Origin of the sequence: Nostoc sp. TCL240-02 (genome assembly GCF_013343235.1) — a bacterium.
In the GTDB taxonomy this organism is placed as follows: Bacteria; Cyanobacteriota; Cyanobacteriia; order Cyanobacteriales; family Nostocaceae; genus Nostoc.
This window is the reverse complement of the sequence record NZ_CP040094.1, coordinates 1916663-1938250: the sequence shown is the minus strand read 5'-3', so window position 1 is coordinate 1938250 and position 21588 is coordinate 1916663. Positions and strand designations below refer to the sequence as shown.

At 42.7% G+C, this 21588-nt stretch carries 15 protein-coding genes and 1 pseudogene; 12 read left to right on the top strand and 4 right to left on the bottom strand.

The window, feature by feature from the left end; genetic code table 11:
- Nucleotides 1–40 precede the first annotated feature (40 nt).
- The 5 genes from FBB35_RS08275 to FBB35_RS08255 all read left to right on the top strand — a co-directional run bounded on the left by FBB35_RS08275 (nt 41) and on the right by FBB35_RS08255 (nt 8295).
- Nucleotides 41–1321, top strand: coding sequence for a S41 family peptidase (locus tag FBB35_RS08275; protein ID WP_174709256.1), 1281 nt, complete (start codon nt 41–43; stop codon nt 1319–1321).
- 45 nt (nt 1322–1366) lie between these two features.
- Nucleotides 1367–2275 carry a hypothetical protein gene (locus tag FBB35_RS08270; RefSeq protein WP_174709255.1) on the top strand — a complete coding sequence of 303 codons (909 nt, stop codon included), beginning with the start codon at nt 1367–1369 and terminating at the stop codon, nt 2273–2275.
- A 128-nt stretch (nt 2276–2403) separates the two neighbouring features.
- Nucleotides 2404–3375: an RNA polymerase sigma factor, RpoD/SigA family gene (locus tag FBB35_RS08265; RefSeq protein WP_174709254.1), complete on the top strand. Its 972-nt coding sequence runs from the start codon at nt 2404–2406 to the stop codon at nt 3373–3375.
- A 247-nt stretch (nt 3376–3622) separates the two neighbouring features.
- On the top strand, nt 3623–5176 hold the full coding sequence (locus FBB35_RS08260; RefSeq protein ID WP_174709253.1) for an efflux RND transporter periplasmic adaptor subunit: 1554 nt from the start codon (nt 3623–3625) through the stop codon (nt 5174–5176).
- Nucleotides 5173–8295, top strand: coding sequence for an efflux RND transporter permease subunit (locus tag FBB35_RS08255; RefSeq protein ID WP_174709252.1), 3123 nt, complete (start codon nt 5173–5175; stop codon nt 8293–8295). The genes FBB35_RS08260 and FBB35_RS08255 overlap by 4 nt, the downstream gene beginning before the upstream one ends.
- 189 nt (nt 8296–8484) lie before the next feature.
- Here the strand turns inward: FBB35_RS08255 and FBB35_RS08250 are convergent, their stop codons facing one another.
- Complete coding sequence (locus FBB35_RS08250) at nt 8485–8865, bottom strand: hypothetical protein (protein WP_174709251.1); 381 nt, start codon at nt 8863–8865, stop codon at nt 8485–8487.
- Nucleotides 8866–8870: 5 nt separating this feature from the next.
- On the opposite strand from FBB35_RS08250, the gene FBB35_RS08245 reads away from it, so the two are divergent.
- The gene (locus FBB35_RS08245) at nt 8871–11957 is read left to right on the top strand and encodes an efflux RND transporter permease subunit (RefSeq protein WP_174709250.1); all 3087 of its coding nucleotides are present in this window, start codon (nt 8871–8873) and stop codon (nt 11955–11957) included.
- Between the two features lie 280 nt (nt 11958–12237).
- On the opposite strand, the gene FBB35_RS08240 is transcribed toward FBB35_RS08245, so the two are convergent.
- Nucleotides 12238–12786, bottom strand: a complete 549-nt coding sequence (locus FBB35_RS08240) for an NUDIX hydrolase (protein ID WP_174709249.1) — start codon at nt 12784–12786, stop codon at nt 12238–12240.
- Nucleotides 12787–12908: 122 nt separating this feature from the next.
- Here FBB35_RS08240 and FBB35_RS08235 point away from each other — a divergent pair, with 122 nt between their 5' ends.
- From FBB35_RS08235 to FBB35_RS08210, 6 genes are all read left to right on the top strand, one after another.
- Nucleotides 12909–13961 (top strand): dipeptide epimerase, encoded by a 1053-nt coding sequence (locus FBB35_RS08235; RefSeq protein WP_174709248.1) that lies wholly within the window; start codon nt 12909–12911, stop codon nt 13959–13961.
- Nucleotides 13945–14991 carry a DUF1611 domain-containing protein gene (locus FBB35_RS08230; protein ID WP_174709247.1) on the top strand — a complete coding sequence of 349 codons (1047 nt, stop codon included), beginning with the start codon at nt 13945–13947 and terminating at the stop codon, nt 14989–14991. The genes FBB35_RS08235 and FBB35_RS08230 overlap by 17 nt, the downstream gene beginning before the upstream one ends.
- A 513-nt stretch (nt 14992–15504) precedes the next feature.
- Complete coding sequence (locus tag FBB35_RS08225) at nt 15505–15675, top strand: ssl1498 family light-harvesting-like protein (RefSeq protein ID WP_174709246.1); 171 nt, start codon at nt 15505–15507, stop codon at nt 15673–15675.
- 177 nt (nt 15676–15852) lie between these two features.
- Nucleotides 15853–16578 (top strand): Uma2 family endonuclease, encoded by a 726-nt coding sequence (locus FBB35_RS08220; RefSeq protein ID WP_174709245.1) that lies wholly within the window; start codon nt 15853–15855, stop codon nt 16576–16578.
- A 266-nt stretch (nt 16579–16844) separates the two neighbouring features.
- Nucleotides 16845–18476 carry a M48 family metallopeptidase gene (locus FBB35_RS08215; RefSeq protein WP_174709244.1) on the top strand — a complete coding sequence of 544 codons (1632 nt, stop codon included), beginning with the start codon at nt 16845–16847 and terminating at the stop codon, nt 18474–18476.
- A gap of 80 nt (nt 18477–18556) precedes the next feature.
- Nucleotides 18557–19339 (top strand): COP23 domain-containing protein, encoded by a 783-nt coding sequence (locus FBB35_RS08210; RefSeq protein WP_174709243.1) that lies wholly within the window; start codon nt 18557–18559, stop codon nt 19337–19339.
- A gap of 179 nt (nt 19340–19518) precedes the next feature.
- Here FBB35_RS08210 and FBB35_RS08205 read toward each other — a convergent pair.
- A pseudogene (locus FBB35_RS08205) lies at nt 19519–20315 on the bottom strand (IS5 family transposase).
- Between the two features lie 148 nt (nt 20316–20463).
- The gene (locus FBB35_RS08200; protein ID WP_174709242.1) at nt 20464–21420 is read right to left on the bottom strand and encodes a pentapeptide repeat-containing protein; all 957 of its coding nucleotides are present in this window, start codon (nt 21418–21420) and stop codon (nt 20464–20466) included.
- Between the last annotated feature and the right edge of the window lie 168 nt (nt 21421–21588).

The window sequence follows — 21588 nt, the reverse complement described above, 5'->3', positions numbered from 1 at the left end:
AGAATGAATTGTATCTGTATTATTCTTTAATAGTTAAAGTATGTTCAAGCAAAAATCGATCGTCAGGATAGAACTAGCCGTTATTGCCGCAATCCTGGCAGGAACTAGTCTCTACACTTCTAAAGTTCTAGGTAAAACTCAAACTACCCCTCAAAAGCTAGTAGATGAGGTGTGGCAAATCCTAGATAAAAATTATGTTGATGCCAACTTTAACCATCAAGATTGGAAAGCAATTCGACAGCAGTATCTTAGCCGCTCCTATAGTTCTAAGAAAGAGGCTTATGGTGCAATTCAAGAAATGGTGGCTAAATTAGGCGATCGCTACACGGAGTTTTACGACCCCCAGGAATTTAAAGCCCTAAATAGCGATATTTCTGGCAACCTCAGTGGTGTAGGGCTGGAACTGGCAGAGAATGAAAAGACTAAAGCTTTAACTGTTATTGCCCCAATTGAAGGAACGCCTGCTTTTAAAGCGGGTATTTTGCCGGGTGATTTAATTGTCCAAATTAACGGTCAAATCACTCAGGGAATGAAAATAGAGGATGCCGTTAAGCGGATTCTTGGCCCGGTGGGAACCAAAGTAGTACTCACGATTAAACGGGGTAGCCAATCCCAAACTTTTCAACTTACCCGCGCCAATATTGCCATCCATCCTGTAACTTACAACACCCAAACAACGGCAGTGGGTAAGATTGGTTACATTCGTTTACCAGAGTTTACGCAAACTGCACCTGCCCAGATGCATCGGGCAATTGAAGCACTAGAAAAACAACAGGTGCAGGGCTATGTTTTGGATCTGCGTTCCGATCCAGGTGGACTGCTGGATGCGAGTTTGCAAATTGCCAGTATGTGGTTAAAGCAAGGAGCGATCGTGTCTTTGGTAAATCGAGACCAAGTTAAAGATAGCTACAATGCGTCGGGACATCCTCTTACCAACAAACCTTTAGTGATACTGGTCGATAAAGGATCTGCTAGCGCCAGCGAAATTCTGTCGGGAGCGCTGCAAGATGATAAGCGCGCCACGTTAGTAGGGACTCGCACCTTCGGGAAAGGTTTAGTTCAGGCTGTAGAGCCACTGGACGATGGTTCAGGGCTAAAACTAACGATCGCCAAATACTACACACCCAAAGGTCGAGATATCAATCATATCGGCATTGCACCAGATATTAACGTGGAGTTAAGCGAGGCACAACAGCAAGCATTAGTAGAAAATCGAACCTTGGGGACATTAGCCGATCCTCAGTATGCTAGCGCCGTTGCCGACCTGAGTAAATTGATTCAGTCCGGGGCTAATCATGTGAGTTTGCATGATGAGAAATAAGTATACGGATACTTTTGACAATATCTACTATCGTCACTTTTAATCATGTCAACCCGCAAAGCCCAACGACTTCAAATGTGTGAACCAGTTCCAGGTTTGCAAATCTTGGTTAAACTGAGTAACACTCCTTTAGTGCGGACAGTCATAACCACTGTTACCCACCATCAGCTAGCGATCGTCGGAGTTGTATTTGTTGCTACCCTGCTTTTTGCGATGCGGGAAAACGCCCCTTGGTTGACAGTGCCTAAACAGGTGGCAATTGAATTCTTTTCTGCTGTATCCCAATCGTTAGCTGCTTTATTAGGGGTATTAATTGTTTTCCTCACCTTTACTAGTCAATTAATCGCTCAAAGACGGCATGAAGACTACTATACACTTCAGATCCAGATTGACCAACTCATTCGTCTAACTCAGTCTCTTCCCACTGAACTCAGTAATTTTGATCAAACTCTAATAGCACTGATTAACTATTTAGTTCCCTTGCATTTAAAGGATTTCCCAATGTGGGCAAATAGTTCCCAGATGCTACCTTTAGACAAGCTCTTAGATAATTTCAAGAATGAAAATGAATGGGCGCAAGTGCAGCCAGAATGCTCATTAGCTACCCATTTGCATCGACAGCAAATTTTACTTGTCATCAATAACATGGAAGAAATTCTGGAGGGCTTTTCCAGACTTTACAATCGCATTCTAGAGATCAGCCGTTTTATTCTCGCGATCGTTAAGTTGTCATTTCTTCTAGGAGTCTCTCTCCTGTTTTTACTATTATTTGGCATTATCGATTTACAAAGAAAGTTTCCCGATCTCAGTCTACCTGTAATTGTTTCTCTAGCAATTTGGGTGTTGATTTCTCTTTTGGAGCTAGTGCTTGATACCTGGTTTTTTTATAAAAATCTTTATGGTTCTTCAAGTCACTATTTACGGTTTTTTCCTAATACCAAATACCCTAATTAAATAAGTGGGCGTAAATAATTTTTATTGGCATAAAGCAATAGACATAAGGGTTTTAGCCTAGTTCATTTTCCTTTAAATATTTTGATTGTATTGTGCCAAATTACTTAATAGATAGAGACTCACTCACTATGAATAACTTAACGTTCTCAGATACTAAAGCTAGTAACACAAACAAATCTACAACTGATACAGTCCGTGCTTATCTTAAAGAAATTGGCAGGATACCTCTGTTAACCCAGGAGCAAGAAATTATTTTTGCCCAAGAAATTCAGCAGATGATGACAATACTTGCTGAAGCAGAAAAACTAGCTGTTGAATTAAAGCGTACACCCACGCTGTCAGAATGGGCTAAACAGATGCAGTTAAGCGAACAGGAACTACTTCAGCAGCTAAATGAAGGGAAAAAAGCCAAGCAGAAAATGATCACGGCTAATCTCCGGCTGGTGGTATCAATTGCCAAGCAATATCAGAGACGTAACTTAGAACTGATGGACTTAATTCAAGAAGGTACATTAGGTTTGGAAAGAGGGGTGGAGAAATTCAATCCGGCTCTAGGATATAGGTTTTCAACCTACGCTTACTGGTGGATTCGTCAAGGAATCACCAGAGCGATCGCTCAACAAGGACGCACGATTCGATTACCCATTCACATCAATGAAAAATTAAACAAAATTAAGCGTGTTCAGCGAGAGTTATCTCAAACACTGGGTCGTATTCCCACTAGTACGGAAATTGCTAATGCACTTTCTTTAAAACCTAGTCAGATTCGAGAATTTCTGCTTTTGGCTACTCAAACTATCTCTCTCGATATTCGAGTTAGCTCAGAAAAAGATTTAAGATTACAAGACTTGATAGAAGATTATAGATATTCTTCTAGTAGCTATATTACAGAGGAATCTCTCAATCAAGAGGTTAAAAGTTTATTGTCAAATTTGTCTCGCCAACAGCAAGAAATATTAAATTTGCACTTTGGTTTGACAGATGGAGAAGAACTTTCTCTACAACAGATTGGTCAGCGTATGGGTATTAGTCGCGAACGAGTCCGGCAGATAGAAAAACAAGCTCTCAAACTTTTACAGCAGCAGTTAAATAAGTATTGAAAAAGAATTCAGAAGGTAGAATCAATTAGTACAGAATAACGAACCGCAGAGGCGCATAGACGCGGAGCGGCTACTCTACGAGAACGCCAAAGGCAAACCCGCAGGGTAGGACACAGAGAAATGAGAGTTTGAGAGATATTCCGCTTCAGTACTATCATCCTGAACTCTGACTTCTATTAGCGGTAGCGAGGCGTTTAGCCCGTCCTGAATTATGTTTTTAATCAACTAAAATCCAGTGGAGGTTCTGATGAACCATGAAATTGCTAATGAAAGTTTGACTGAAAACGAGAACAGCGTAGAACCAAAGTTACCGCGATCGCCAAGAAAGATTATTTTGGTAATTTTGGGTGTACTGTTGCTGGCTGGGCTGGGTTTGTTTGGTATCCATGCGAGTGCAGCTAAGTCAGACAAAACTGAAAAATCTGGGCGTAATAAACAGCAAGTGACACCTGTAACCGTGGCAATGGTGACACAAAAAACGGTTCCGATGCAATTGCAGGCGATCGGTAATGTGCAATCGGGTTCTACAGTATCGATTACGCCCGAAGCTAGCGGACGGATTATTGGAGTTTATTTTAAAAAAGGTCAAGATGTGAAAAAGGGACAACTTTTGTTTACCCTGGATGACCGATCGCAAACTGCTGCAATCCAGCAAGCTCAAGGTACTGTCGCCAAAGACCAAGCCTCGGTACAACAAGCTAGAGATGGATTAACTAGAGACTTGGGTCAGGTAGATCAAGCGAGAGCCACTTTAATTAAAGACCAAGCCTTGGTGCGACAAGCCCAGGCGACTTTGGCCAAAGATCAAGCCCAAGCTGAATTTGCTCAGGGACAGAGCGATCGCTATAGTGCATTGTATAAGAAGGGCGCGATTAGTTTAGATCAAGCACAGCAATACGTTTCTAACAGTAAATCGGCCACAGCAACCCTACAAGCAGATCGAGAAGCGATCGCTAATGCCCAAGCTGTTTTGAAAAGCGATCGCGTGGCGCTGACTAATGCCGGCGCAGTTGTCAAAGGCGATCAAGCTGCGATCGCTAATGCTCAAGCTGTTGTCCGTTCCGACCAGGGAGCATTAGACAATACCAAAGTGCAATTATCCTACGCCAAAATTTATGCGCCGATTGATGGCCGCGCTGGCAATATTCTGGTAACTCAGGGCAACGTGGTACAAGCTAACAGCACAACTTCACTTGTTACCCTGACCCAAATTCGCCCGATTCAAGTTGCTTTTTCCATTCCCGAAACAAATCTACCCCAAGTACAAAAGTATATGCAGAATGGCAAGCTGAAGGTAGATGTGACGTTCCCCAACGATCAAGCTCATCCCGCACCAGGTGTTTTGACATTTGTCAATAATACGGTCGATAACACCACAGGGACAATTCAACTGATTGGCGACTTCGACAACGCTCAGGGACACTTGTTTCCCGGTCAATTTGTGAACACAACGCTAACGCTGACGGAAGAACCCAATGCAACGGTTGTCCCCAGCCAAGCCGTGCAGAATGGCCCGGATGGCCAGTTTGTCTTTGTAGTTAAGCCAGACATGACGGTGCAAAATGTCCCAGTTACAATTAGCAGCACCATTAAGGGACTAGATGTGGTTGAGAAAGGGCCGCAACCGGGCGATAAAATTGTCACCGATGGTCAAGCGAATCTTGTTTCGGGGAGCAAAATCCGCATTAAAACAGCCAGCAATGACTCAAATGGAAATTCCTCGAAGTCGAGAAGAGGAAGGGGGGCAGGAGGCAGGGTACAGGGGGGAGAATCCCAAAAGTCAGGCGGAGGTGATTCATGAACCTCTCAGAACCATTTATCCGTCGCCCGATCATGACTACTTTGGTGATGATGGCGATTTTGATCTTCGGTTTTATGAGTTATCGCTTGCTGCCAATTAGCGATTTACCAAGTGTGGACTATCCCACAATTCAGGTCAGCGCTTCCCGACCGGGAGCTAGCCCCGAAACGATGGCAGCATCGGTTGCCCGTCCTTTAGAGAAGCAATTTTCTAGCATTGCTGGACTTGATTCGCTCAACTCAACTAGCACCTTGGGACAGACTCAAATTACCCTGCAATTCAACTTGAGTCGGAATATTGATGATGCAGCCCAGGATGTAGAAGCAGCGATATCAGGAGCATCGGGGCAAATTGCTAACGATTTACCCAATCCTCCCACTTACAGCAAAGTTAACCCCGCAGATCAACCAATTCTTTACCTTTATTTAGACTCTCCCACTCTACCCCTTTCCCAGGTAGACAATTATGCCGAGACTTATTTGGCCCAAAAGCTATCTACAATCAATGGGGTGGCACAGGTAGCTGTCTACGGTTCCCAAAAGTATGCGGCTCGAATTCAACTAGATCCGCAGCAATTGGCAGCACGGCAAATTGGGCTAGATCAGGTGGCGACAGCGATTCAACAAGGTAACGTCAATTTACCTACCGGTAGTCTTTCAGGAAATCATAAGAATTTTACAGTTCAAACTAACGGTCAACTCGAAGATGCGGCTGCTTATCGGCAGTTGATTGTCTCTTATAAAGATGGAATGCCCATCTATCTCAATCAACTGGGTAGGATTATTGACAGTGTAGAAAATGACAAAGTAGCAAGCTGGTACAACAATACCCGTGCTATTATTCTCACCATTCAGAGACAGCCCGGAACCAATACGGTACAAGTTGTAGACACGATTAAGAATTTGCTGCCAAAGTTACGAGAGCAGATTCCGGCATCCGTGGAAATTGGGATTCTCTATGATGCGTCTCAATCGATTCGAGATTCGGTAGATGATGTCAGATTTACATTGATTTTGACGATCGCTCTAGTTATCTTAGTAATTTTCATATTTTTGCGGAACCTCTCGGCGACGGTGATTCCCAGTTTGGCATTACCTGTTTCGCTGATTGGTACTTTTGCGGTGATGTATTTGCTGCACTACTCACTAGATAACCTATCGCTGATGGCGTTGACCCTTTCTGTGGGCTTCGTTGTAGATGATGCGATCGTCATGCTAGAAAATATCGTCCGTCACATGGAAATGGGGGAACGTCCCTTAGAAGCGGCGTTGAATGGATCGAGAGAAATTGGTTTCACTATTCTGTCGATGACCCTTTCTTTGGTTGCAGTCTTCATTCCCATGTTGTTCATGAGTGAAGTACTAGGACGATTATTTCATGAATTTGCTGTAACGATCGCAGTTGCAATTCTCGTCTCTGGTTTTGTGTCTTTGACTTTGACTCCCATGTTGTGCAGCCGTTTTCTGCGTCCTGTAGATCATGCTAATCAAAGTCGGTTATATCAAGCTTCAGAATATGTATTCGATCGCTTCCTGGGTTTATACGATTGGAGTCTCAAAAAAGTCTTAAAATATCATCGCACCACGATGATTTTATCTGTATTTCTATTGGCGGTGACAGTTGGATTGTTGGTAATAGTTCCCAAAGGTTTTATTCCTAGCGAAGATACCGGACAAATTACAGGCATTACCCAAGCAGCCGAGGATGCATCCTTTGATAATCTTGTCCAGCATCAGCAGACAGTTGCTAACTTGATTCGCCAAGACCCGAATGTAGATGCAGTCAATTCTAATATTGGGGCGGGAGCTAGTGCTAGTGGCGGTGGGGCAGCCGTTGCAGCCAATTCCGGGAGTTTGTTTATTCGGTTAAAACCGCGATCGCAGCGTCAGCTTGGGGCTGACGAAATCATTCAAGAGTTGCGAACCAAACTCGCCACTGTTCCCGGCATCCAAGTATTTTTACAAAATCCTCCAGCAATTCCCATTGGCGCTCAACAAAGCACGGGACTTTATCAAGTTGCACTCCAGAGTTCTGATGTCAAACCCTTACAGGAATATGTTCCTCAACTTGTTCTCAAGATGAAGGAGATGACAGAACTCCAGGATGTTAATAGCGATTTACAGTTTGCTTCTCAGATTCAAATTGACATTGACCGCGATAAAGCGTCAACTTATGGTATTACCGCCGAGCAAATCGAAAATACCCTGAGAAGTGCCTACGGTTCCTACCAAGTTTCAACCATCTATGCAGCTACCAATGAATATCAAGTGATTCTGGAATTAGCACCCCAGTATCAGGAGGATATCAACGCACTTTTGACATTGTATATTAACTCCAGCACTGGAGTGGCAGTTCCTCTGAAGACATTCGCCAAACTATCTCAGGGGGTCAGCCCGTTAATGGTTAATCATAACGGTCGGATGAATGCCGCAACTATTTCCTTTAACCTCGCTCCCAGTGTGTCCTTGGGAAATGCCAACGAGGAGATTGAAAAACTGATTAATCAGGTGATTCCTGTCAGCATTAGCACCAGCTTTCAGGGTGCAAGCCAGGTATTTCAAAGTTCACTACCGAGTTTGGGTTTATTGTTAGCGATCGCCATCCTCGTAATTTATCTGATTTTGGGTGTTCTCTACGAAGATTTTATTCATCCAATTACGATTCTTTCCGGTTTGCCTTCAGCAGGTTTTGGGGCATTGCTAACGCTGATAATATTCCATGTCGAACTGAATGTTTACTCCTTCATCGGCATCATTCTCTTAGTGGGCATTGTGAAGAAAAACGGGATCATGATGGTGGACTTTGCTATTGTTGCCCAGCGAGAAGAATTGAAAAAACCGTCTGAGGCAATTTATCAAGCCTGTTTGGTGCGTTTCCGTCCAATTATGATGACGACAATGGCAGCATTAATGGGAACCTTGCCCATAGCGATCGGATTTGGGGCTGGCTCCGAATCCCGCCGTCCTTTGGGGATTGCAGTTGTGGGCGGGCTGGTGTTTTCTCAGATATTGACTCTGTATTTAACGCCTGTGTTCTATATCTACATGGAATCGTGGCGGAAGAAGCTTAATCAAGTTAAGTTTCGGCGGGTGTTCTCATTTACAGGGGAGCGATCGTGATTTTCAACAACTTCCAAATAAAAAAATACTCAACTAATTCTTATGGGGTGGGCGTGTCGCCATTAGTGTCAAATTAAGATGAAATCACTGGGGTCAACTAGTATAGCTGGGGACACTTCGTTGAGCTTCAGTGCATCGCTGGGGACTAGGTGAAAAGTCTTTTTGTGTTTAGGTTTTATCCGACTCAAATTAAAATTGCACAAAAATAATAAACGGCTGCCCGAATTCAATAAACAACACCCCGAATTCGATAAACAACACCCCGAATTCGATAAACGACACCCCGAATTCGATAAACAACACCCCGAATTCAATAAACGACACCCCGAATTCAATAAACGACACCCCGAATTCGATGAACCTTCCTTCTCTTCCTTTGCGTCCTTCTCTGACGAGACGCTGCGCCAATGCGTTCTTTGCGGTATGCCTCCGGCACGCTACGCGAACGTTTAAAAAAATTGACTTTGAAAAAGAGTTAAGTCTTAACACCAAGCGTATTGCATTATTTTTAGCGATGCCTAACGGCAAGGCTGCCGCCAACGCATCTTCATCACATTTCTGGGATAACAAAACCCATGAACCTTTCAGAACCCTTCATCCGTCGTCCAGTCATGACCACCTTGGTGATGATTGGTATCCTCATCTTTGGTTTGATGAGTTATTTCCTCTTACCCATCAGTGCCCTACCCAATGTTGAATACCCTTTTATTTCTGTGTCCGCTAGTCTCCCAGGTGCTACCCCCGAAACAATGGCATCTTCCGTCGCCGCACCCCTAGAAAGACAGTTTACCGAAATTGCCGGACTCAATTCATTTAATTCCACTAGTTCAACTGGTAGCACTAACATCTCCCTACAATTTGACTTTAGCCGCAGAGTGGAAGATGCCGCCAAAGATGTACAGGCAGCCATCTCAGCCGCCGCCGGACAACTACCCGCCGGAATGCCTCATCCGCCCACTTACCGCAAAGTCAACCCCTCTGTTTCACCAGTTCTCTTCCTCTATATGTATTCTGAGACACAGCCAATCTCTACAGTAGATGAATACGCAGAGGTAACAGTTGGTCAGCCAATCTCGATGATTGATGGTGTTGCTCAGGTACAGGTTTTTGGTCAACAGCAATATGCAGTCCGCGTCCAGCTTGACCCGCGAGAGTTGGCATCGAGGGGAATTGGTTTAAATCAGGTAAAAACTGCTATTCAACAAGGAAATGTCAATTTACCAACAGGTAGTCTGTCTGGCACTTACAAAAGTTATACAATTCAGGCGAACGGTCAACTTACCGACGCTGCCAGCTACCGCCAGTTGATTGTAAGCTACAAAAATGGTGCTACTGTGCGCCTCCAGGATTTGGGGCAGGTAATTGACAGTGAACAAAATGTCAAAGTCTCCAATTTATATAGCGATCGCAAGGTAACAAACCGTCATTCTGTTGTTCTCGCTGTACAGCCGCAGCCGGGAGCTAACACGGTAAATATCGTTGATGCCATCCAGAAACTCTTACCTACACTCCGCGAACAAGTTCCCAAATCCATTGAGATGGGGATTATGTACGATCGCTCCCAAACTATCCGCGCCTCTGTCAACGATGTGAAATTTACCTTAGTTTTGTCAGTTTGTCTAGTTGTCTTAGTAATTTTCTTATTCTTGCGTGATACAACTGCAACGCTGATTCCTAGTTTGGCGCTACCTGTAGCCATCATTGGCACTTTTGCTGTGATGTATCTATCAGGCTTCTCCCTAGACAACCTCTCCCTCATGGCGTTGACACTTTCTGTAGGCTTTGTGGTGGATGATGCGATCGTGGTGTTAGAAAATATCGTCCGTTATCGAGAAATGGGCGAATCTCCCCTAAACGCGGCATTAAAGGGATCGAGGGAAATCAGCTTTACCATTTTGTCAATGACCCTCTCCCTAGTGGCGGTGTTCATCCCCATTATGTTTATGAGTGGAATAATCGGTAAATTATTTCATGAATTTGCCGTGACGATCGCAGTGGCAATTTTGGTTTCGGGTTTTGTTTCCCTCAGTCTCACTCCAATGTTGTGCAGTCGTTTCTTAAGTTCATCCCATCAGCAAAAGCCAAATCTGGTGTATCGCGTCTCAGAACGAGCATTTGATTTACTACTGCAAGGATATGATTGGACGCTCAAGCCGATTCTAAAATACCGTCTGATGACACTAATCGGTTCTGGTATTTTGCTGGTAATGACTGTCTATTTGTTCGTCATCGTTCCCAAAGGCTTTATTCCCACCGAAGACACCGGACAACTGATGGGGAATACCAAAGGAGCGCAAGATATTTCTTTTGATGATATGCGGCATCACCAGCAAAAGGTTGTTGATATCATTCGTCAAGACCCTAACATTGAAGCGGTTGACTCGATTGTGGGTGCAAGTGGGCCGAATGCATCAGTCAACTCCGGGCGAATTACAATTCGGCTCAAGCCACGTTCTCAACGTCAACTGAGTGCTGACCAAATCATTCAAGAGTTAACCCCCAAGTTGAGACGTGTAGTTGGGGTTAAGACATTCCTCCGTTCTCCGCCAGCTATTCCCATCGGTGGACAACAAACTAATTCTACTTATCAGTTCACATTGCAGAGTTTAAATCTGCAAGACTTACGTCAATACGTTCCTAAACTTGTAGATAAAGTCAAAACCCTACCAGGACTCCAGAACGTTGACACCGATTTACAACTCAGCACTCCCCAAATCCAAGTCAAATTTGACCACAACAAAGCTGCAACTCTTGGGATTACTGCACAACAGGTTGAACAAACCCTCAGCGCAGCCTATGGTTCCAGTCAGGTTTCCACTATTTATACCCCAAATGACCAATTCTATGTAATCTTGGAAGTAAAACCGGAGTTTCAACGAGATCCTAGCGCCCTATCGATGCTCTATGTGCAATCAAGTACAGGGAAACTTGTTCCCCTGAGTGCGATCGCTAATATTACTCAAAATGTCGGTCCCCTCACTGTCACTCACGTTGCTCAACTCCCCTCTTCAACTATCTCTTTTGATACACTCCCAGGAACGTCTCTAAGTCAGGCGACAGAAGCCATTAAGCAAGCAGCCAGTGAGGTGCTACCATCAACAATTACCACTAGCTTTCAGGGTTCAGCACAGACCTTTCAACAGTCTTTCAACGATTTAGGCGTGCTGTTGTTGGTGTCTATTTTAGTAATTTATCTAATTCTCGGTATCCTCTATGAGGATTTCATTCACCCGATTACCATTCTTTCCGGTTTACCTTCGGCGGGTTTTGGTGCATTACTGACACTGCTGATTTTCCAGGTTGACTTAAACCTTTACTCTTTCATCGGCATCATCCTGCTAGTAGGCATCGTCAAGAAAAATGGGATTATGCTGGTGGATTTTGCCATTGAAGCGCAACGAAAGGAAGGTAAAAATACCTTTGATGCCATTTATGCCGCTTGCTTGATTCGCTTCCGTCCAATTATGATGACGACGATGGCAGCTTTAATTGGTACACTCCCCATTGCTCTGGGTACAGGAGTGGGTTCAGAAGCGCGTCGTCCTTTAGGGATTGCGATCGTTGGTGGATTGCTGTTTTCTCAGATATTGACTCTCTATCTAACTCCAGTGTTTTACATTTACATGGAAACATTGCGGAAAAAGCTTAAAGGGTGTTTATAAATAGGGCTTGCTGAAAAAGAAAGAAAAGCTGACATACTGAGATGATCAGACCAAAGAAGTATATTCAGGTGCAAGAGAAGAAAGTAGAATAGCTCAAAATAATCGTCTCCCTAGCTACTTAATCAATTACAGAGGAAAGTCAATTTTAATACTATAAGCTTATTTAATATTTACACTGAGAGTTGAGTCTAAGTCACGGTTGCGCTACGCGCAACCGTCAGCTTATCTTGTGCGATCGCATGAATTGACAAGTGTAGAATTTGATAACCCGCAACTTGGGTTAATTAATAAAATTTAAACCTAAAAAGAGAGCCGCGACAGTTCCCGCCACAGAAATTTCTCCTTGAATAATTTTATCTAAAACTGATTCCACGAGAATAAATACAATTTCAATCTCTTCGGTAATATCTAGTTTTTGCTCTCCAACTTTACTTACATTTTCTGCTAAAAATAAATGGATTTTATTTGTATCTTTGCTTGGCTTATCATATAGATTACCTATTTTTCTAAATTCTTGGGGTATATAACCAGTTTCTTCGGTAAATTCTCTAATTGCTGCTACTTCTGCACTCTCTTTTGTAGGATCAAAATTTCCTGCTGGTAGTTCCAAGAAAAATTCACCTACTGCATGTCTATATTGGCGGACAAAAATAATTTCTCTATTACTCGTAACGGGTAAAACCATCGCAACATCAGGCTTAATACTGACAAAATAATCATCTATAATTTTGCCATTGGGCAATTCTATTTCATCTTGCCTGACCTGACACCAGGGGTTATCTAAAACCATTTGTGATTTTAAAGTCTTCCACTTTTTTAAGTTACTCATAAATCAAGTATAAAAACTTTAGTAACTAAGGAATGAATGTAAAAAAGTATAACAGATACATCCGATAATCTAAACTTTGAACTTACACTTGCTTCTGAAATAACATAATATGTATAATTAGTATGCAAATAAATGTAAATTTATTTACAGTAAATAAAAGATTTCCATTGACCATTAGTAGAGAGACAACGGCACAGACAACGAATGTATGGGTGAAGATTTCAGCCGATGGTATCGAAGGTTGGGGGGAAGCATCACCATTCGGTGTAGGTAATCATCGTCAATCAACTGATGCAATCAAAGACGCTCTACAGCAAGTTGTGCCACTGTTGCAAACATTCAGCCCTTTACAACGACAGGAAATTGAGCAAGTTTTAATACAAAACCAGCTTCCTTCTGCTGCTAGAGCAGCCTTGGATATGGCAATGTACGACTGGTTGGGTAAGCGCGTAGGATTACCTTTGTGGCAACTTTGGGGACTCGATCGCAATCAAATAGTACCAACTTCAGTCACAATTGGGATCAATTCGCCTGAAGGTGCCAGAGCCAGAGCGCGAGACTGGTTAAAATTTACCGATGTCCGCCTTTTTAAGGTGAAGTTAGGTAGTCCAGATGGCATAGATGCAGATAAAAAAATGCTATTGGCAGTGCGAGAAGAAGCATCGGAACCAGAGTTTTTTGTTGATGCCAACGGGGGTTGGAGTTTAGAAGATGCGATCGCAATGTGCAATTGGCTAGCTGAATTGGGTATAAAGTATGTAGAACAGCCATTGCCACGGGGCGAGGAAAAAAATTTAGCAAAACTCAAAGAACACTCTCCCCTACCCATCTTTGTTGATGAAAGTTGCTTCACAAGCTCTGATATTCCCGATTTGGCAAACTACGTGGATGGTATTAATATCAAACTGATGAAATCAGGGGGATTAACAGAAGCGATGCGAATGGTACATACAGCGCGAGCATATCGGTTGCAAGTAATGTTCGGTTGCTATTCTGACAGTTCTCTAGCTAATACAGCAGCATTACAGCTAGCGCCACTAGCTGATTATTTAGATTTAGACAGTCACCTCAACTTAATCGATGATCCCTTCACGGGTGCATTGCTAAAAGAAGGTAGAGTTTTGCTAAACGATTTACCAGGTTTGGGGGTAAAACACAGTGCGTCTACCACTTAATCAACGAGTAGCTATCTTACTTCATGAGGGAACTACTGGGGCTCACGGCAAAACAGGACTCGCAATTTTACGTTACAGCGAAGCACCAATTGTAGCCGTCATTGATCGCGAATGTGCTGGCAAATCTCTGACAGAATTAACAAGTATCAAACGTGATGTTCCGATTGTGGTATCGGTAGCCGCAGCCTTAGAGTACAAGCCAGAAGTTTTGGTAATAGGCATTGCTCCCAGTGGTGGTGCTATCCCAGATGATTATTGGCTAGAAATAAAAGATGCTCTAGAAGCTGGGATGTCCTTGGTAAACGGTTTGCATACGCCAATGGCAAATATACCCGACTTAAATGCACTGCTCAAACCAGGGCAACTAATTTGGGATGTCCGCAAAGAGCCGCCTAATATAGGTGTTGCTAGTGGAATAGCACGCACGCTTCCGTGTCGGCGGGTATTGACAGTGGGAACCGATATGGCGATCGGTAAAATGTCTACTAGCCTACAGTTACATTGGGCATCAAAACTGCGGGGCTGGCGTTCTAAATTTCTCGCCACAGGTCAAACTGGGATGATGTTAGAAGGGGATGGTGTGCCTTTAGATGCCGTGCGGGTAGACTTTGCTGCTGGTGCAGTGGAACAAGTAGTGATGCGCTACGGCAAAAACTATGACATCTTGCACATTGAAGGGCAAGGTTCACTGCTACACCCTGGTTCAACGGCAACCCTACCCCTGATTCGTGGTTCCCAACCAACTCAACTGGTGTTAGTCCATCGAGCGGGACAAGTTCATGTCCGCAATCATCCCCATGTAATAATTCCACCTTTACCAGAGGTAATTCGTCTTTATGAAACCGTTGCTAGTGCAGGTGGCGCTTTTGCAAGTGTGCCTGTAGTGGGTATAGCGCTTAACACAGCACATTTAGATGAATCTGCGGCTGAGGAAAGCATCGCTCAAATAACAGCAGAAACCGGGCTACCTTGCACCGATGTAGTCCGCTTTGATGCCAATGTGCTTTTGGATGCAGTGATGAAGAATTAGCTGGTTAGAGAGACGCGATAAATCGCCGTCTTTACAATAGACATAGGAGTGAAAATGAATGTAGAGACGTTGCAATGCAACGTCTCTACAAGGGTTTCAGGTAACGCATAATTAATTTCTGGAGATGTCTAATAAGTAAGTCCTTTGTAGAGACGGCGATTTATCGCGTCTCTTGCCTTAACCGAACCGTATTGTCTTTACTCTTTCAGGACTTACACCAAAAATAGCCCAAACCGTTATTTTCCGGTAGGGGTAATTCATAAATTGCACCTACCGCGTGTAGTTTTGCGTAAGTCCTATTTTTTATACAATTTTGGATTTTAGATTTTGCAATTTAAAAAATTGCGTAATATATGGCATTTTCGGCGGCTGGGGTAGCTTCACTTCAGTCCACTATGCCTGATAAGTTACTTTTATCAAAATAATCAGCCTTTTTTTGTCAAGTCCTCTTGACGTTTTGTAACAATCTTGTTAAATTTAGTTACATAAGTAAACAAAAGAAGAGAAAAAAATATGTACACCACTGTAAATGAAGACGGCATTCTCAATAACTACGCAGCTGAACCCAAGGTTTACTACGCCGAGTACCCAGCAATTTGGGAACAACGTAAATACGTATTACAAGGTCTTTTTGCTAGTTTAATTGTTACAACTTTAGTTTTAATTGGTTTTAGCGTTAGCTAAGACTTTTAATTGCGGTATCGCTGTATCTCATCGTCATTCGTACCTCTCTCTCTTACCCCGGTTAGTTTCGCCGGGGTTTTTTGTTGCCCACTGGAGGTATCACATCCAAAACAGCGACGTTGTAGAATAAATGCGATCGCTCATAAAATAAAGACAAATCAATAAAAAGGGGTGTTTATGACAACCCAACTTGGTGAAGCTAAATCTTCAACAGAACTGGTAATATCTTGGGAAGCGTTGCCCGCAGATTTTCACCTAGAGGATGAACCAGTCGAAAATACAGGTCAGCCACTATTAGCTGGTGCTTTGCGCGAAAGCCTAGAGATAAGTGGTTTCATCCAACCGCAGATGTTAATAGCCTCGAATTTTGGACTTTGTGCAACGATAAACGGGCAATTTGTTGCTAAAGCACCCGACTGGGTTTATGTACCATCGGTAAATCAAGTTTTGGGAGAACGCAAAAGCTATACACCCAATTTAGACGGGGATATTCCGGCAATTGTGATGGAATTTTTATCTGACGCTGAGGGTGGAGAATACTCTTTTAAGCGAACCTATCCACCAGGAAAATGGTTTTTTTATGAGCAGATTCTTCAAGTTCCAATTTACGTAATTTTTGACCCAAATGGCGGTTTGTTAGAATTTTACCAACTCGAAAACAGCCACTACGAGTTAAAGCAACCTGATGAAAATGGTCGTCATTGGATTGATTCAATGGGTTTATTTCTGGGAACTTGGCAAGGAACAAAGGAAGCTAGAACTGGTTACTGGTTGCGCTGGTGGGATGAGGCAGGTAATTTGTTGCTTTGGGCAGTGGAACAAATTGAACAGGAACGCCAGCAAAAAGAACGGCTAATTGCCTATTTACAATCTCAAGGTATTGATCCAAATAATTTGCCATAGCATATATAGAAAAATTTTTCAAGTATTTGAGTAACTCAGTTTAAACATAATAGTGCTGGGGTGCGTCAGCCCCTTTAGGGAAGTTAAAAGTCAAAATTAATAATCCTCATAAATAAATTTACTTGCTCTGTATCATGACTCTGTTTCGGTCAACTAACAGTTTGCGCTTGGGCATACTGCCTCACAAAAAATACATCACTATATGCGTATTTTGCTAATTGCTCATAAAATTTAAAAAAGAGCCTTTTGCATACGTGGGCCCAAGTATGAAACGAATCTGGAAGTCTTTACTGCCAGCTTGGAAGTGGGTATTACTTTCAGCTGCTACATCAATTTTGATAATCCTGACGCAGCCAACACCCCTTCTGGCACAAGAACCTGCTGCTTCTACCACTATTGAAACGACAAAGCCGAATTCAGAAACAACTAAAGTCCAAAAGTTACGGGAAGCACTGCAACGTTCATCAACGTCAGAAGCACCAAAACCCGCCCCTGAAGTTTCCGAACCGAAAAAGCCAGAGTCGCCACAGGAACCCCCACTCAGCCCGGAAGAACTCACCCGTCAGCTAAAATTTATAGAAGCAGATAAACTTTATCTGGCGGGACAAATCCCAGAGGCGGAAAAAATTTACCGCGAAGTTAAGCAGCCTTTTGGTAAAACATCAGATAATCAACAGCGTAAAGCTGCCATACTCGACCCCACGCAACTATCCCCAGGAGGTAAAGTCTACTGGCGAGAATCAGAGGCGGGGATAGCACAAAAGTTGCAAACAAAAACTTTAGTACCTCTGCAACTATTAGTTGAGCAATATCCTGAATTTATCCCTGGCCATATCCGATATGCTGAAGCGTTGAAACAATACGATCGCACTAAAGAAGCATTAGATATATTAGAACGGGCTTCTTCGCTGTATCCAGATCAAGCAGAATTAATCAAAGCTAGAATTACAGCCCTAGCTGGTGATCAAAAATGGATGGAAGCGTCTTTGGCGGCGCGTCAATTTGCTATTCTCAACCCGAAAAATCCCCAAGCACCTGAGTTTACAAAACTAGCAGAAGAAAATCTGAACCATTACAAAACTTATACACAAAGAGAAATTAGAGGCAATGTCATCGGTAATATTATTACAGGTGCTTTAGGTTATGCCGTCACTGGCAGTCTGCTTGGGCCGTTTTCTGCCCTTGACTCTACCATCATGCTGCTACAAGGTGAACGAGCCATAGGTGAGTCGGTGGCAAAGCAAGCAAAAAAACAGCTGGGTGTAATTATAGACGAAGATATTTTGGCATACGTCAATGAAATTGGACAGAAATTGGCGAAAGTAGGAGGACGGGACGAGTTTAAATACGAATTCTTTGTGATTCCAGAGGAAAGCCTTAACGCCTTTGCATTACCTGGGGGTAAAATTTTTATTAATGCAGGTGCGATCGCTAAAGCTAATTCCGAAGCAGAATTAGCTGGGTTAATGGGTCATGAATTATCCCATGTACTTTTATCCCATACTTTTCAATTAGTCAGCGAAGGTAACCTGATCTCTAACGTTACCCAATATCTACCTCTGGGCGGCACTATCGGTCAACTGTTTGCACTCAGTTACAGCCGCGACATGGAACGTCAGGCAGATAATCTCGGTACACGCCTAATTGTTGCCACTGGCTACGCTGCTGATGGCTTGCGTAACTTAATGGTGACGCTAGAAAAACAGCAAAAAAATGCTCCTCCTAGTTGGTTATCTTCGCACCCAGGCGGCAATGAACGAGTTAGTTATTTAGAAAACCTCATAACCCGTAATAGCTACAACCGTTACGCCTATGAAGGAGTGGAGCGTCATCTAGAAATTAAAGCACGGGTGAAAAAGCTACTCGAAGAGAAAAAAGCAAGAGAGGAAAAAAAATAGCGTTTTTGATGAATCAAAATAGAGAATTATTCGTCACTTAAACTATCAATTCCCTACTTATTTATACTGGAGAATGATTTATGTCATCACAACTACTGCGATTGATATCTTTGGGTAGTATTGGCTTATCTTTGTGTCTGGGCAATTCGGCAGCAATGGCACAATATGACTCTACTGGCAATGGCGATGGCGTTGTCGTACCAACAGTACCATCAGGTGGCTCATCAGTCCCAATAGACACATCAACAGGTATACCCCCTTCACCCTCATCTGACGGTACAACTCGGTTTACCTGCCAGACTTACAACGGTCAGTCCACTGTTATGTATCAGCCACAAAGTCAACCAGGACAATTCTTTCCTTGGGCAGCACCTGCGGCTTTGGGCGGCGGTTGGGATGCACAAAGACGTTGTGCAGCAATTGCTAGTCGCTTAGAACTGTATCGTCCAGATGGTTTACAAGAACTCCAGACATCTGTAGAAAATAACGAAAATATTGTCTGCGTCACAACAGAAGCTAACCCAACCTGTAGAATTGTGCTGACAGTACCGCGTGGCAAAGATCCTGTTGTAATCCGCAATAGCATTTTTCAGAACTTGACTACTGCTGACAACGGACAGCAGACTATAGCCGTTAACACTTATGGCGATCGCAGTAGTGGAGGCAACGAATTATATAATTTAGGACGTACACTTCTAGGGAGTGGCAATAATCGGATTAGTTCATCTAGAAGTGGCATTAATCTAAAACCTTTCCTTGATCGCCAAGATGGTGGTACTGGAAACAATTTGCGGAATGGAGTAGCAGTTCGTCGTCAGTCTCAGTCTAACTCTGTTCGCTTAAAACCTGGTAATTTCCGTTAATGTTTTGAATTACTTACCAGTTCAGAACAATTTCGCCAAATCCAAAAATATTGTTTTTTCTGTCACGGCAATCTTAAAATACAAATTTGCATTCAGGTGGGTAAATAGCCCACCTTATTTTATGTCTCGTGAAAAACCTATCATTAAGACCCCTAAGAGACCATTTATAAAGTAAATCTTTAAATGGCTAGACGACGTAGCATAATTCGAGTCATAACGGCATATATGGCAGCTTCACTCATTTCAGTCAGACGTTCATAATCTTTACTCAAACGATGGTATTGGTTAAACCAGCAATCATGTTCTTTCTACTACCCAACGCTTGGGTAAAACTTCAAACTCTTTATTAGTACGGCGCATGACTTCAACATGAGCTTGAATCATCAACCAAACAGCCAGCGCAAACTTATCACCGTCATAGCCTGAGTCAACCCAGATGACTTCAACTTTTTCTAATAACTCTGGTCGCTCCTCCAGCAGTTCCATCAAAGCATACGCTGCAAGCACTCTCTCACCAGCATTACCCTCACTCACAACCACTTTGAGCAATAGTCCTAGGCTATCAACTATTGTTTGCCGTTTTCTTCCCAAAACTCGCGCTTTCCACCATCAAAGCCGTACACATCCCCCTTTTTTCAGTCGTTTTTACCGACTGACTATCTGCCGCGATCGCTGTTGGTTGTGTTGACCTACCTAGTTTCTCCCTTAGTTTGTCACGTAGTGTATGGTTTAATTCTTCCCAAATACCGTATTTTTGCCATTTGCGATAATAGCTGTAAACCGTTGAACTTGGTGGAAAGTCTCCTGGTAGCATGTCCCATTGACATCCCGTTTTCAACTGATAGTATATTGCGTTGCATACTTCTCTCATATCAGTAGTCCTTGGATGTCCCCCAGATTTAGCTGGTGGGATTAAGGGAGCTAGAATAGCCCATTCTGAGTCACTCAGGTCGGTAGAATAAACCTTTCGAGTCATTGAACGCTACGTAAATGCACTGTCTCAAAAGTATCTTATCGTTATCATTTCATTTGATTAGTCCCCTTTAGATTTACTTTATAAATAGCCTCTAAGATAAAAATAGCTTAAAAAGCTTATCATAAGGCTAAACTATTTAGTAATAAAATTATTCTTTTAGAAGTCCTTTTACATCTTTTAAGATGGCATGATTCCAGTTGACATTACTTCGTTCCGTATCTGTCAAATCGGCATTAGTTAAGTCGGCATTGCTTAGGTTGGCATTTGTTAGTTTAGCATTTGTTAATTTAGCATTTGTTAGCTTAGTATCTCTTAAGTCCGCGCTAGTTAAGTCGGCACTAGTTAAGTCGGCACTAGTTAAGTCGGCACTAGTTAAGTCGGCATTACGTAGATTTGCATTACTTAAGTTTGCATTACTGAGATTGGCATCACTTAGATCGGCATCATGTAAGTCTGCCTGACTTAGCAGGGCGCGACTTAGTTGAGTACCGCTTAGTTTAGCGCCTTTCAAGCTAGCAGAGTTTAAGTTTAATACAATGTACTCCCAGTTACTTATAAGTTCTGCATCAATTAGAAATCGTATAACACTGCCTTTCCGTTCTCCATCTTTGTCAAGGCTACGCAATATAGTCAGCGTTCTTGTACGTACTATATCTTTTATCAGTTCTAATAAAGAATCAGAGGGTTCTAGGCTATTTGCTTTGTTATTGATCAGTAACTCTGATACACGGTCTAAATAACTTTGTAGTGCTTCCTCACGGAGATTTATGCCTGCTATTTCTTTCTCTTTCTGCTGTAGTTGATTACCTAGATACAAAAGCAGAAATGGAACCGCTAATGCACTAAGTAGTTCTAAAAAATCCCAAAGTGTTTTTCCAGACTGAGTTTCATCAGTAAAAGTAACCTTTTCGATGGAACCATTTTCTCCACCTTTTCTCTCTATGCTCTTTTTTGTTATTGTATCTTCTCCAATTCCAGTCCAGTCAGCCCATTTCCATATCCAACTGTTGCTGGTTAAAACCGGAGAGACTAAAAGAATTCCAGCAGTAATTACAGAGCCTAATACGGCTCCTGCAACTAGTAAGCGCCAACGACGACTAAACAAAGAAGTTTCTCCCTTTGGCTACTTCAAAGATATACATAGCAATCCGATTTTATTTCTGAACTTACTTGTAGAAATACAGTCCAGGGGAGAGATAACTCTTAATAGTAAAGAAAAAAGTCGAGGTATACTGAGCTTTTTCACAAATAAAATAGGATTGCTACAATCACA